13 protein-coding genes are annotated in these 13,829 nt (G+C 61.9%); 5 read left to right on the top strand and 8 right to left on the bottom strand.

The genetic code is table 11. The features are described from left to right. The first annotated feature begins 364 nt into the window (after positions 1 to 364). Positions 365 to 949, top strand: coding sequence for a hypothetical protein (locus FBY03_RS11985; protein ID WP_147172565.1), 585 nt, complete (start codon positions 365 to 367; stop codon positions 947 to 949). 140 nt (positions 950 to 1,089) lie between these two features. On the opposite strand, the gene FBY03_RS11980 is transcribed toward FBY03_RS11985, so the two are convergent. The 5 genes from FBY03_RS11980 to FBY03_RS11960 form a co-directional block, all read right to left on the bottom strand. After that, positions 1,090 to 2,868 carry an ABC transporter ATP-binding protein gene (locus tag FBY03_RS11980; RefSeq protein WP_147172564.1) on the bottom strand — a complete coding sequence of 593 codons (1,779 nt, stop codon included), beginning with the start codon at positions 2,866 to 2,868 and terminating at the stop codon, positions 1,090 to 1,092. Next, a complete protein-coding gene (locus tag FBY03_RS11975; RefSeq protein WP_147172563.1) occupies positions 2,861 to 3,493 on the bottom strand; it encodes a DsbA family protein in 633 nt (210 codons plus the stop codon). The genes FBY03_RS11980 and FBY03_RS11975 overlap by 8 nt, the downstream gene beginning before the upstream one ends. A gap of 3 nt (positions 3,494 to 3,496) precedes the next feature. Beyond that, a complete protein-coding gene (locus tag FBY03_RS11970) occupies positions 3,497 to 4,435 on the bottom strand; it encodes a rhodanese-related sulfurtransferase (RefSeq protein WP_147172562.1) in 939 nt (312 codons plus the stop codon). Between the two features lie 156 nt (positions 4,436 to 4,591). Then, positions 4,592 to 4,891, bottom strand: coding sequence for a BolA family transcriptional regulator (locus FBY03_RS11965; RefSeq protein WP_147172561.1), 300 nt, complete (start codon positions 4,889 to 4,891; stop codon positions 4,592 to 4,594). A gap of 12 nt (positions 4,892 to 4,903) precedes the next feature. Beyond that, positions 4,904 to 5,404 (bottom strand): DUF2059 domain-containing protein, encoded by a 501-nt coding sequence (locus FBY03_RS11960; protein ID WP_147172560.1) that lies wholly within the window; start codon positions 5,402 to 5,404, stop codon positions 4,904 to 4,906. Between the two features lie 266 nt (positions 5,405 to 5,670). Here FBY03_RS11960 and FBY03_RS11955 point away from each other — a divergent pair, with 266 nt between their 5' ends. The 3 genes from FBY03_RS11955 (at position 5,671) to FBY03_RS11945 (ending at position 8,928) form a co-directional block, all read left to right on the top strand. Beyond that, positions 5,671 to 6,681 (top strand): DUF2804 domain-containing protein, encoded by a 1,011-nt coding sequence (locus FBY03_RS11955; RefSeq protein WP_147172559.1) that lies wholly within the window; start codon positions 5,671 to 5,673, stop codon positions 6,679 to 6,681. A 239-nt stretch (positions 6,682 to 6,920) separates the two neighbouring features. Continuing rightward, complete coding sequence (locus tag FBY03_RS11950; protein ID WP_147172558.1) at positions 6,921 to 8,315, top strand: class II fumarate hydratase; 1,395 nt, start codon at positions 6,921 to 6,923, stop codon at positions 8,313 to 8,315. Then, positions 8,308 to 8,928 (top strand): NAD(P)H-dependent oxidoreductase, encoded by a 621-nt coding sequence (locus FBY03_RS11945; RefSeq protein WP_147172557.1) that lies wholly within the window; start codon positions 8,308 to 8,310, stop codon positions 8,926 to 8,928. The genes FBY03_RS11950 and FBY03_RS11945 overlap by 8 nt, the downstream gene beginning before the upstream one ends. 143 nt (positions 8,929 to 9,071) lie before the next feature. Here the strand turns inward: FBY03_RS11945 and FBY03_RS11940 are convergent, their stop codons facing one another. Then, positions 9,072 to 10,034, bottom strand: a complete 963-nt coding sequence (locus FBY03_RS11940; protein WP_147172556.1) for a DMT family transporter — start codon at positions 10,032 to 10,034, stop codon at positions 9,072 to 9,074. A gap of 293 nt (positions 10,035 to 10,327) precedes the next feature. On the opposite strand from FBY03_RS11940, the gene FBY03_RS11935 reads away from it, so the two are divergent. After that, positions 10,328 to 10,537: a DUF6316 family protein gene (locus tag FBY03_RS11935; RefSeq protein WP_147172555.1), complete on the top strand. Its 210-nt coding sequence runs from the start codon at positions 10,328 to 10,330 to the stop codon at positions 10,535 to 10,537. Positions 10,538 to 10,600: 63 nt separating this feature from the next. Here FBY03_RS11935 and FBY03_RS11930 read toward each other — a convergent pair whose 3' ends face one another. Further along, on the bottom strand, positions 10,601 to 11,785 hold the full coding sequence (locus tag FBY03_RS11930; RefSeq protein WP_147172554.1) for a thiolase family protein: 1,185 nt from the start codon (positions 11,783 to 11,785) through the stop codon (positions 10,601 to 10,603). 548 nt (positions 11,786 to 12,333) lie between these two features. Further along, on the bottom strand, positions 12,334 to 13,821 hold the full coding sequence (gene pap / locus FBY03_RS11925; protein ID WP_147172553.1) for a polyphosphate:AMP phosphotransferase: 1,488 nt from the start codon (positions 13,819 to 13,821) through the stop codon (positions 12,334 to 12,336). Positions 13,822 to 13,829: the final 8 nt, after the last annotated feature.

Genomic DNA, 13,829 nt, shown 5'->3' with positions numbered 1-13,829 from the left:
GGGGCTGAACAAGCGCCTTACCCGAGCGTCAACCAGACCCGACCAAGGGCGAATGGCAAGTTTCCCTTACACCCATCGAAGCCCGATAAATCACCACCCAAACGGCCGAGCACGCGTAACGATTTATTGCCAGCGTGGCTTAGGAAGCTGCCAGCCGTGCTCGCCCTGGCACGCTTTATCGCCCTTTCCCAGGCCGGCTACCGCCCCCAAGCCCAGCAGTTCCGCGCCGAATATCTTTGGTGTTAGGGTTGCGCCTGAATCGAGGCCACAGAAAAGTGCCCGACAGAGCTGTTCAGGGGTGCGGATATGGGCCGATATAGGAAGCACCAACCCACTCAACAATAACCATAAGAAGCGAGCCGGCATGAGTAGCGAGAGCGAAGTCGATAACACCGAGGCGCCGGGCGATGAGCAACGGCTCTTGCAACTGGAAAAGGGCCGCAAGCTCGACCGCATTCTGTTTTTCACGCTTACCGCCGTACTCACCATGATTCTTGCCAGCTGGCTGACGGCTAGCGTGTTCAACCTGCTGCATGAAAAAGAGTCCAACGACGACGCCGACAGTCTTGTCGCACTGCAGGACCAGCTAAGCCTGCTGGAGAAAAAACTGGCGACCCTGCAGCAACAAGTGGACACGCAAAGCACACGGCTCAGCGCATTGCCAGCCAGCACACCCGGCGCAACCATGCCCACTGTCGAGCGCTACGACGACCGTGAGTTGCGGCGGCAGCTGGCCAAGACCCTGATCGGCCAGGAGCAGGGTTTTCAGCAGAGCCTGGTCGCCCTCAAGACAGGTATGCGCGACTTGGCCGGGATGATCGCTGGCTCGCGCAGTTGGCTGAGTTTCTACCAGGAGGCACTGGACAAGCCCCTGGCCGGCAGCAACGCTCGGGTCAAAGAGTTGCAGCAGTGGTCAGCGCCTGCAGTACCCGCTGCCAAAAAGCCCTAAGCGAAGCACCCGGTCGATAATGACTGGCGCCGGCTACGTCAAGAGAGGTCTGGCTTGCAGCGATTACCGGCGCAGGTTTTTCCGGCGATTCGGCCCCTGCCAATTACGCGCGCAGCCTGCGCGGATCAAACAGCCTGTCGTCAATGCTGCAAATGCCCATACAGCTTGGCATACAGGCCGCCGACGGCGATCAGCTGTTGGTGATCGCCATCTTCGGCGATGCTGCCGCCGTCGAATACCAGCACCCGGTCGGCTTGCTTCACCGCACTCAGGCGATGGGCGATGATCAGGGTGGTACGACCGTTGAGGAAACGGGCCAGAGCCTGGTGCAGGGCATATTCGGTGGCGGCATCCAGGGCCGAGGTGGCCTCGTCGAGGATCACCACCTTCGGCTCGGCCAGGACCATTCTGGCGATGGCCAGACGCTGGCGCTGACCGCCGGACAAGCGCACGCCGGAACGCCCGACGATGCTGTCCAGTCCTTGTGGCAGCAGGCGGATGGTCTCAACCAGCTGGGCGATTTCCAGGGCGCGCCAACAGGCCTCGTCACTCCGCTCACGGCCCATGCACAGGTTGGCGCGCACCGTATCGTTGAACAACGCCGGATGCTGCAGCACCACCGCGACCTGATCGCGCACCGTCTCCAGGCCAATCTCCTGCTGGCTGTAACCACCAAAGCGGATACTGCCGGCCTGCGGCGTATAGAGACCGAGCAGCAGTTGCACCAGCGTGCTCTTGCCGCCGCCACTGGCGCCGACGATGGCCACCTTCTCCCCCGGCCCAATGCTCAGGTTGAGCTGGTCCAGCACCGGTTCGTCGTTGTAGGCAAAGGTCAGCCCCTGCACCTCGATGCCGACGGTCTCACGCCCGGTGAAGGGATCGGCACGGCCTGGGTATTGCGGCTCGTCGGCGCGCGCCAGCAGTTCGTTGATCCGCTGCAGCGCCCCGCCCGCCGCATAGAAGGCGTATTGCAGGCTGAGCAACTGCTCCACCGGGCCGATCATGAACCACAGGTAGCTGAACACCGCGAGCATCTGGCCGATCGACAGGTCGGAGAACAGCACAGTGAGCATGGCCGCGGCGCGGAACACGTCGATACCGAACTGAAACAACAGGCCACTGGCGCGGTTCGCAGCATCGCTCTTCCACTGCGAGGCCACCGCGTTGTCGCGCACCTCCTGGGCGCGCCCGCCGAGGCGGCCGAGGAAATAACCCTGGCGATTGCTGGCGCGGATCTCCTGAATGGCCTCCAGGGTTTCGGTCAAGGCCTGGGTGAAGCGCGAGGTGCTGTCGTTTTCCAGCTTCTTCAGGTGTTTGACCCGCTTGCCCAATTGCACCGAGGCGTAGATCACCAAGGGGTTGAATAACAGGATCAACAGGGCCAGCTGCCAATGCATCCACAGCAGGATCGCCGAGGTACCGGCCAGGGTCAGCACCGCCACCAGAAAGCGACTGAGGGTCTCACCGACAAACTTGTCCAGGGTGTCCAGGTCGGTGACTAAATGCGTGGTCACGGCGCCGCCCCCGAGGCTTTCATACTCGCCGAGGGAAATGCGCTTGAGGCGTTCGATCAGGCGCATGCGGATGCGGTAGACGATGTCCTTGGACAGGCGCGCAAACTGACGTGCCTGCAGCACGTTGAAGATCAACGCCGAGCCGCGCAGCAACAGGGTCAGCAACAGCATCAGGCCGATATACCCGGCGGCCGTTTCCCAGCCGGCTGGCAGGAAGCGATCCATCACCTGCAACGCCGCGTTGCCGTCCCCCAGCAACACTTCATCGACCAGCAGCGGTAGCAACAACGGAATCGGCACGCTGCTGAGGGTGGCCAGTACCGCCACGCCGTTGGCCAGCAGCAAGGCCTTCTTGTGATGCAAGGCCAGGCGGCGAATCTCCGCCCAGCTCAGCCGGTCAGCCATGCGTTGCTCGCTCCAGCCAGCGCCCCAGCAGGGGTGCCAGGGTCTCTAGTGGCTGGTAGCCATTGGTCAGCAGGGCCAGCTGCCCCTCGCGCTCGGCCAACAGGGTCGGGAAGCCGGCGATGCCGAGATCCTGCACCCAGGTGAAATCGGCCGCCGTAGCCGCATGCATGGCCGGACTGTCGAAGGCCTCGGCGAATTCGATACGAGGAATTCCCGCCTGCTCGGCCAACTGCACCAGCACTCCAGCCTGGGTCACATCGACACCTTCGGTGTAGAACGCCTGCTGGATCAGCCGAGTCAATGGCCAGGCGAGGTCCGGGGCGAGTTCACGGGCGGTGACCAGTGCGCGGCAGGCCGGCTCGGTGTCGTAGACCAAGCCTTCGGGCAGGCCATCGGCGAAGTTGAACAACTGGCCGGTACTGGCATTCACCGCCTGCCAGTAACCCAGGTAACGCACCCGCGCGGCCGCGTCGATGGCGATGCGATCACGGCGCAGGCCGCCGACCACCAGCTGCAGGGGCACACCGGCGGCGGCCGCCTGCTCAGCGAGAGACTCGATGACCGGAGCGAAGCCCCAGCACCAGGAACACATCGGGTCCATCACATAGAGCAAGCGGGCCTGCATGGCTTAATCCTCGTTGACCTGACGCGGGTTATAACCGAGCGGATGGGGCTGCTTGCGCGCCAGCGCCAGCTCGATCTGCTTCTGCCGTTCACGCGCACCGGCGCGGGTCTTCTCCGGCAACGAATCCCAGCAATGCGCGCAACTGATGCCGGGCGCGTAATGCTCGGACTGGCGATCTTCCACGGAGATCGGCGTGCGACAGGCGTGACACTGATCGTAATCGCCCTCGGACAGGTCGTGGCGCACGGTGACCCGGTTGTCGAAGACAAAACAGTCGCCCTGCCACTTGCTGTGTTCCTGCGGGACTTCTTCCAGATACTTGAGGATGCCGCCCTTGAGGTGGAACACCTCTTCGAAGCCCTGGCCGAGCATAAAGCTGGAGGCCTTCTCGCAACGGATACCGCCGGTGCAGAACATCGCCACTTTCTTGTGCTTGCTCGGGTCGAAGTTGGCCTGAATGTACTCGGGAAACTCGCGGAACGACTTGGTCTTGGGATCGAGCGCACCTTCGAAGGTACCGATCGACACTTCATAATCGTTGCGCGTGTCGATCAACAACACCTCGGGGTCGCTGATCAGCGCGTTCCAGTCCTTTGCCTCGACATAGCGGCCCACCTGCTGATTGGGGTCTACGCCGGGAACGCCCAGGGTGACGATCTCTTTCTTCAGTTTGACCTTGGTGCGGTAGAACGGCTGCTCGTCACAATAGGATTCCTTGTGATCGACATCGGCCAGGCGCGGGTCGAGCCTGAACCAGTCCAGCAGGCCATCGATGCCGGCGCGGCTACCGGAGACGGTGCCATTGATGCCCTCTTCGGCGAGCAACAGCGTGCCCTTGATGCCATGCTTCAGCATTGCGTCGAGCAGCGGTTCACGCAGCGCCTCGAAGTCGGGCAAGGAGACGAATTTGTACAGCGCCGCTACGACGATTTTGTCGGTCATGGGGATTGTCCTTCAGTAGTCGCCCACGTAAAGGGCGGACTGGGTACATAAAATCAGGGCGCCGGCGAGGGCCGGCGCGTCGCACAGTTTACGTTTGTTGGCGGTCAAGGTGTAGCGCTGGATTGCCGCATCCGTCAGTCGGCAGACGCGCTCGCCTCAGTCCTTACTGCCGCCACGGCAGGTCGGCGAATCCGGTACTGCGCCCTGCGCCAGCCATTCCTCGGGCGTGTAGGTGTGCAAGGCCAAGGCATGTAACTGACTCATCAGTTCACCCAGCGCGGCATACACCTTCTGATGCCGCTTAACGGCATTCAGACCGCTGAACTGCGGGCTGACGATGACCGCCTTGTAGTGGGTTTCCAGGCCACGGCTGTGCATATGGCTTTCGTCCAGCACCTCGAGGTGCTGGGGTTCCAGCGCGGCAAAAGCCGCCTGGAGTTGTGCGAGTTTCGACATTCGTTGCTCCGTTTACGGCTTTTTCGGTTCCAGCTCGGCAGTCATATCCGCCAGCATCTTGTTCACTTTAGGCACGGCCGCTTGCAGTTTGCCCTGGGTCAGTTGCGCGGCTTGCGCAGTCAGGGTCGGCATTTTCTGCAGGACTTTCTGGCCCAGTGGCGACTGATAGAAGTCGATCAGTTCCTTGAGCTCCTGCTCATTGAAATTACTGGTATAGAGCTTGACCATGTCCGGTTTGAGTTTGTCCCAGCCGACGGCCTGATCCAGCGCCGCATTGGCCTTGGCCTGATAGGTTTCCAACAGCGCCTGCTGATTTTCCGCTGCCTGGCTCTCGGCAAAACGCTGGGCAAACATCTGCTGCACCTGGGCATATACCGGCACGGCCAGCTTGTCGGCGCGCGCCAACTGCAAGAAACGCTCGGCATCGGCCGCATGGCTGCTGGCATCGGCCAGTACCTGGGCGCTGCTGCAGGCCAACAGTAAGCTGGCACAGAGGGCAGATAGACGGGGCATCGGGTACTCCTAAGCGAATGGCACGAGGCTGGTTAGACCCTAAAGGGCGTCATTTTGTGCCCTAGCCCCTCTACCACTCAAGTACTCGCCGCAATACTCGCCATCACCGCAGAACCGTTGACTGGCGCACGGCCTGTACCCAGGCCAAAATGCCAGTACTTGCCCTGGCCATGAATGCCCGTGCATGCTCTGCGCCATCACTCGGTTTTATGCTCTTTTGCCGGCACCCAGCTACGCTGCCAGCAGTACACACATGGACGTGTCAGATGAACAGCCTCACTCAGCCGCAGCCCCCCGCATCGATAGCGCTGTGCGATGCCCATGGTCGCCTCAACCCGCAGGCCATCGGTTGGTCGCCTCGTCCTCGTATCAACTGTGCAATTCCCGGTCACTTAGGCCGACGCAAACGCTGGAACCATTGGTGCATTACCACCCCGCAATGGATGTTGTCGCTGACCCAGGCGGATTTCGATTACCTCAGCTACGGCTCCGCCTACTTTCTCGACCTGCAAAGCGGCCAGGCAGTCGCGCATAGCCAGGCGCGAGCGATTGCACGCGGCAAACAACTGCCGGACCAACCGCAACACAGCCATGAATTCGAGCATCCACGCCTGCAACTGAGTTTTGCCGAATACCCGGGCCGCCTGCGCGTGACAGTCTCCGCGCCGGACATCGGCGGGCAGCCACTGCACGTGGCGCTGGATATCCAGCGTCCTGCCCATCTCGACTCGGTCAATCTGGTCGCACCACTCGGCAAGCACAGCTTTCACGCCACCTGCCGACAGCTAGGCCTGCCCACCAGCGGCAGCCTGCAGCTGGGAGGCCGGCACTATGCGTGCGTACCCGGACAAAGCTTTGCTGCCATGGATTTTGGTCGCGGCGTCTGGCCGCTGCGCAGCCACTGGACGCGCGCCGCGTTCGCCGCATCGGGTGGCATTGCCGGCAACTTCGGCTCAGGTTGGACCGACCACAGCGGCCTCTCGGAGAATGCCCTGTGGTTTGGTGGTGAACTGCTGCACCTGAACACCCCGGTGCATATTCAGCCAACCCCAGGTAACCCGCTGGCTCCGTGGCAGTTGAGCACCGACGATGAACGCGTCGCCCTGACCTTCACCCCGCGCCAGCAGCATCATGCCTGCCGACGTCTGGGGCCGTTCTACGCCGACACCCGGCAGTTGTTCGGCCATTTTCACGGCGTACTCCGCGGCCCACTTGGCGAGCGCGTGCCGGTGGATGCAGCGGTCGGCTGGCTCGGTGCAACCCACACCCGCTGGTAAGCGTTGAAACCGAACGGCTGATGGCCTCTACGCTTAGTTGGTTAATTCGAGTTCGGATCACTGTGACGCTAAGGCAAGGCGCTACGACGAGTCATAGCGCGCTATGGTGAGGAGCAGTAAGGATGTATCAGGGCCGCAGACGCCGAAAGTGACTAACTGAACGAGTCGCGCAGGCCACTGGGGAACCCAAGGCCGGTAGCAGCGGCCTAAACTTGCTAGACCGTCACCGGAGAGCGTTTATGAACCGCACCGAAACCGACAGCCTCGGCCCAGTCGAAGTCCCTGAACTTGCCTACTGGGGCGCGCAAACCCAACGTTCGCTGATCAACTTCGCCATCGGCGAAGAGCGCATGCCACTGGCCGTACTGCACGCCCTGGCGCTGATCAAGAAGGCTGCGGCACGCGTGAATAACCGTATCGGCGACCTGCCACAGGACATCGCCCGGCTGATCGAGCAGGCCGCCGACGAGATACTCGCCGGCCGGCACGATGATCAATTCCCCCTGGTGGTGTGGCAGACCGGCAGTGGCACCCAGAGCAACATGAACGTCAATGAAGTAATCGCCGGCCGCGCCAACGAGCTGGCCGGTGGTGCCCGCGGCGGCAAGAGCCCGGTGCACCCGAACGATCACGTCAACCGTGCGCAAAGTTCCAACGATAGCTTTCCCACCGCCATGCATATCGCCGCAGTCAGCGCCGTGCAGCAGGATCTGTTGCCGGCCATCGCCGAGCTGTCCGGCGGATTGGCCGAACAGGCCGCACGCCACAGCCAGCTGGTGAAGACCGGACGCACGCACTTGATGGATGCCACGCCCATCACCTTCGGCCAGGAGCTTTCGGCCTTCATCGCACAGATCGACTATGCCGAGCGCGCAATACGCGCCACCCTGCCGGCGGTGTGCGAACTGGCTCAGGGCGGCACCGCAGTCGGCACCGGACTCAACTCGCCGCCAGGCTTCGGCGAAGCCATGGCCGCCGAATTGGCGGCATTGAGCGGCCTGCAACTGGTCAGTGCGCCCAACAAGTTCGCCGCCCTGGCCGGGCATGAGCCGCTGACCAGCCTCTCTGGCGCCCTGAAGACCCTTGCCGTGGCCCTGATGAAAATGGCCAACGATCTACGCCTGCTCGGTTCCGGCCCGCGTGCCGGGTTTGCCGAGGTCAGGTTGCCGGCCAACGAACCGGGCAGCTCGATCATGCCGGGCAAGGTCAATCCGACCCAATGCGAAGCCCTGTCGATGCTGGCATGCCAGGTACTGGCTAACGATGTCGCCATCGGCTTCGCCGCCAGCCAGGGACACCTGCAACTGAACGTGTACAAGCCGGTGATCATCCACAACCTGCTGCAATCGATTCGCCTGCTCGCCGACGGCTGTCGCAATTTCCAGCGCCACTGCATCGCTGGCCTGGAGCCAGACGCCAGGCAAATGGCCGCGCACCTGGAACGCGGCCTGATGCTGGTGACCGCGCTGAACCCGCACATCGGCTACGACAAAGCCGCGGAAATCGCCAAGCAGGCGTATCGCGACGGCAGTACCCTGCGCGAAGCCGCATTACAGCTGGGCTACCTCAGTGCAGAACAGTTCGACGCCTGGGTGCGCCCGGAATCCATGCTCGAGGCCGGCCAGCATGACTGAAGCGAACAAGAGCGGCGCTACCCCACTGGAAGGTGACGGCAAACGCATCTTGATGATTCTGGGCACACCGAAAAGCACCAGCCTCTGCCACGCCCTCTACGAAGCCTACGCCCAAGGCGCGCGTAACGAGGGGCATGTGGTGCGCCACCTGAAGCTGGGCGAACTGCGCTTCGACCCGGTGTTGCGCTACGGTTACGAGCAGAGCCAACAGCTGGAAGCGGACTTGCTCGAGGCGCAGCGGCAGATTCACTGGGCCGAGCACCTGGTGTTCGTTTATCCAGTCTGGTGGGGCGGCTTGCCGGCCCTGCTCAAGGGCTTCTTCGATCGTATTTTCCTGCCGGGCTTCGCCTTCAAACACCACGGTCGTTCGCAGCCGCAGAACAGGCTGCTGAGTGGGCGCACCGCCGATTTACTGGTGACCCTAGACACGCCGCCCTGGTACTTCCGCTGGATTTACGGCGCACCGGCACATCGGCAGATGACCCGCAGCATATTAGGCTTCAGCGGCATCAAAACCCGCCACTTAGCCGAGTTCGCGCCGGTGCGGCCCTCCTCCGAGGCGCAGCGGCAGAGCTGGTTACGCCGGGCCGAAACACTCGGCAGCCGCGCCTGACGGAGCGGCGACGCCAGGCCGAGCTAGCCGGCCTCGGCTAGCAGTGATCTCTCAGTAGGTTGTTCATCCCGTAGCCCGGATGAAATCCGGGAGCGATGAACAATCTTCCCGGACTTCATCCGGGCTACGCGGGCTCGAGCCAACTACAGCTGCGCGGCCAAACGCGCGCGGCGCGCACGCAAGCGCGCCATCAACGACGGACCGAGTGCCGTCAACGCCGAACCCAGCACCACCATTACCGCGCCGCCGTACGCGATGCCGTTGATCTGCTCGGGCAGCACATAGTCCGGCCACCAGCTAGCCGCCAGCGCCACCGAGGCAAAGGTAACCAACGGGGTAATCGCCAGGGTTGCACTGACCCGCGAGGCCTCCCAGTGCGCCAGTGCCTCGGCGAAAGCGCCATAGGCGACCAGGGTATTCAGGCAACAGGCCAGCAATAGCCAGGCCTGCAACGGGCTCAGTTGCAGCACTTGTTGCGGCAACGCCCAGGGTGTCAGCAGCAAGGCACAGGCCAGGTAGATCACCATCATCACCTGCAGGGAATTCCACACCGTCAACAGCTGCTTTTGCGCCAAGCCATAGAAGGTCCAAACGAAGGCCGCCAGCAATACCGTCAGCACCCCGGCGGTGTATTGGCTCAGTGAAGTCAGCAACTCGCCCAGCCGCTGATTGAAAAACAGCACGAAACCCGTCACCAGCACCAGCAAACCCATGCCCTGGCCCAGACTGAAGCGCTCACGGAAGACGAACAGGCTACTAATCAACAGCAAGATCGGCGCAACCTGAATCACCAACTGGGTAGTCCCTGGGCTGAGCAGGTTCAAGCCGACCAGATACAGCACGTAGTTGCCGCTCAGCCCGGCAATCGCCAACGCCAGCAACCAGCCGCCCTTCCTGCCCAGCGGTCGAAAACGCGGCAAACGCCGGCTCGCGGCCAGATAGGCCAGCAGAATCGAGCCCGACACCAGCAGGCGATACCAGGTCACGGTGACCGGATCCATCACCTGCAACACTTGCTTGAGTTTGATCGGTAATACACCCCAGAGCACCGCGGTAAGCAACGCCAGGAGCATGCCGTAGAGCCAACGTCCAGAAGAGATATGCATGACAGCCTCGAATGCACGGCAGCAGCCAAAGCCTGAAAGACAGCGAGCTGACACCGTAAAACGGCATTTTAGGTTCGCCTCGAGAAACTACACAGTCACAGTTCGACTGAGTTGCGGGCGAAAACTGTACTGTCGACACGCATCAATCCGCCAGGCGAATGACGCCAAAATTCAGTAAAAATACGGAAAACAACCGTTAAGAGCGGTAAAATCGGCCATTTGTCGCCAACCCCAACACTCGAGAACAGAGGAGCTAGACTAAAGCCATTGAGCTTAATGCGTGAGGTTTCGCCATGTTTGGTCAGCGCACCATCGATCCAACCCCCGGCACGCACTACCGCAGCGAGCGGGTCAGTACGGTCAATGGCCAATACTTTTTTGCCACCCGTGAAGGCACCCTCGAAGGTCCCTACTTCACCCGGGTCGATGCCGAACGGGAGATTGCCTTCTATGTTCGTCGCATGAATCAGGCCAGCGACATCATCGAGAGCCGATCATTTTAGTTGCAGCATTCCCATAAAAAAACCGCGCTCGAAGCGCGGTTTTTTTATGGGGGGGAGCCGCAGTTAACGCACGGCCTCGAACAAGCCTGTAGCACCCATACCACCGCCCACGCACATGGTGACGATACCGTAACGCAGGTTGCGCCGTTGCAGTTCGCGCACCAGGTGACCGACCTGGCGCGAGCCGGTCATGCCAAACGGGTGACCGATCGAAATCGAGCCGCCGTTGACGTTGTACTTGGCATTGTCGATTTCCAGGCGGTCGCGGGCATACAGGCACTGCGAAGCGAAAGCCTCATTGAGCTCCCACAGGTCGATGTCGGCAACGCTCAGGCCCTTGGCCTTGAGCAGCTTAGGCACGGAAAACACCGGGCCGATGCCCATCTCGTCCGGCTCGCAACCGGCGACGACGAAGCCGCGGAAGAAGGCTTTGGGCTTGAGCCCCAGTTCGATGGCTTTCTCCAGGCTCATTACCAGGGTCATCGAGGCGCCGTCGGAGAGTTGCGAGGCATTGCCGGCGGTCACCGAGCCATCTTCGGCGAATACCGGTTTGAGTGCGGTCAGGCTCTCCAGGGTGGTGTCGGGGCGATTGCAATCGTCGCGATCAACCACGCCGTCGACGATCTGCTTCTCGCCAGTGGCCTTGTCTTCGACCAGGTATTTGACCTGCATCGGCACGATTTCATCGTCGAACAGACCAGCGGCCTGAGCCTGCGCGGTGCGCTGCTGGCTCTGCAGGGCATAGGCATCCTGGGCCTCGCGACTGACGTTGTAACGGCGGGCGACGATCTCGGCAGTCTGCCCCATAGGGTAGTAGATGCCCGGTACGTCGCGCTGCAGGATCGGGTTGAACAGGTGGTCGGTGTTCATGCTCTTCATGGTCATGGTGATCGACTCGACGCCACCGGCGACGATGATCTCACTGCAACCCGAGGCCACCTGGTTGGCGGCGATGGCGATGGCCTGCAACCCCGAGGAGCAGAAGCGGTTGAGGGTCATGCCGGCCACCTGAGTGCCCAGCCCGGAGAGCACCGCCACATTGCGGCCGATATTCATGCCCTGGGCGCCCTCGTTGGAGCCGGCACCGACGATGCAATCGTCAACCAGCGCCGGATCCACGCCGGTGCGCGCCAGCAACTCATTCACGCAGTGGGCTGCCATATCGTCTGGGCGAGTCTGATTGAACTTGCCGCGAAAAGATTTGGCCAAGCCAGTCCGTACGCTTTCGACTATCACCACTTCACGCATGAGGCACCTCATTGTTTGATGTTGAACAGACCAAGAGCATAAAACCGGACAATCTAAGGCGGCGACGATCATTCACCAGCCGTATGCGCAGCCATCCTGGCAATCCAGCCCCCCCAAGACTGGGTTTAGCGGCGCATCTCTCTGGATGCACATTCACTACAGCTCTCGAATGCCGAATATTTCGGTACCGCCTGGGCCTCAAGCACGCCTACCCTGCCTAGGGTCTGTTACCGTTTCATTCGCAATGAAACGGCAACAGACCCTAGGGTGCCGTCTCTAAATAAAGGTTCTTCACGGATTAGCCTGAAACAAAGTAGTGGTTGGCAGGCAAGCGCAGCAAACTCGTAGGCTGGGTTAGCGGCGCATGCCACCGAGGTACAGGCGATACATTTTCCGAACGCCGAGTAACCCAGCACGGCGTCGGTAATCGCGCTGCCAATGCTGGGTTACGCCGCGCCAGATCCGGCTGCTTGAGCGGACCACCGCGCACGCGTCTAACCCAGCGGAACTGATCGTTATTTCTGAGGCAGCACACTAGTGCAGTCACCTCAATCCTTGGCAAACGCCGCCTCCAGCGCAGCGTTGATCGTGCGCAGCACTTTGACCCGGGCGAAGCGTTTGTCGTTGGCCTCGACCAAGGTCCAGGGGGCGATTTCACTGCTGGTACGGTCGACCATATCGCCCACCGCGTCGCGGTAGAGCGGCCATTTCTCGCGGTTGCGCCAATCGTCCTCGGTGATCTTGAACCGCTTGAAGGGAATTGCTTCGCGCTGTTTGAAGCGCTGCAACTGGGTGTCCTGATCGATCGCCAGCCAGAACTTCACCAGCACCACCCCGGCATCGGTCAGCTGCTCCTCGAAATCGTTGATTTCGTCGTAGGCGCGCATCCAGTCGGCCACACCGCAAAATCCCTCGACACGCTCGACCAGCACCCGCCCGTACCAGGAGCGATCGAATACGGTGAAGCTGCCGCGCGCCGGAATATGCCGCCAGAAACGCCACAAATAGGGCTGTGCACGTTCTTCCTCGGTCGGCGCGGCCACCGGCACGATACGGTATTGACGCGGGTCGAGCGCCGCCGCCACACGGCGAATGGCGCCGCCTTTACCCGCTGCATCATTGCCTTCGAACACCGCCACCAAGGCGTGACGCCGCATGCGTCTGTCACGCATCAGTCTGGAGAAGCGCGCCTGCTCGCTGGCCAGCTGCTGCTGATACTCCGCCTTGGCCAATGACTGCCCCATGTCCAGGCTGTCGAGCAGACCCCGCTCATCCAGGTTGGCGGTCAGCGGCGCGGCATGCGGCTGCGCCAACGGTCGGTTCTTCGCTTTCAACGCCGCCCGCAGACCTTCGAGGAGAATGCGCCCGACCGTCAGGCTACGGTAGTACTCGTCCACCCCTTCGACCACATACCAGGGTGCATAATCTCGATTGGTTCGGCGCAGCACGCGCTCGCCGACCCGCACGAACTTGTCGTAGGTTTTCGACTGACGCCAGTCCAGCGGGCTGAGGCGCCAACTGTGCAGCGGATCATCCTGCAGCGCCTTGAGACGCGCCTTCATCTGCGCCTTGGACAGATGGAACCAGAACTTGAAGATCAGCGTGCCCTCGTCGCAGAGCATCTGTTCCAAGCCCAAGGCACCATCGATCGCTTGATCCAGAGCGGCCTTCTTCAAGCGTCCACGCACCCGCCCCTGAATCATCTGGCTGTACCAATTGCCGAAGAAAACCCCGATGCGCCCCTTGGCTGGCAATTGCCGCCAGTAGCGCCAGGCCGGCGGACGCGCCAACTCCTCGTCGCCCTGCTGGTCGAAGGTGCTGACCTGAATCAGCCGCGGGTCCATCCACTCGTTGAGCAGCTTGACCGTCTCGCCCTTGCCCGCACCTTCGATGCCGCTGATCAGGATAAGCAGCGCAAAGCGTCCCTGTTGCTGCAACTCGTACTGGGCCTCCAGCAACGCCTCGCGTAGCGCCGGCACGGCGGCCTCGAACGTGGCTTTATCGATGCTATGGCCCAGCTCGGCGGATTCGAACATGCGCAGCT

The organism is Pseudomonas sp. SJZ079 (assembly GCF_007993865.1).
In the GTDB taxonomy this organism is placed as follows: Bacteria; Pseudomonadota; Gammaproteobacteria; order Pseudomonadales; family Pseudomonadaceae; genus Aquipseudomonas.
This window is presented reverse-complemented; position numbering and strand designations above follow the sequence as displayed.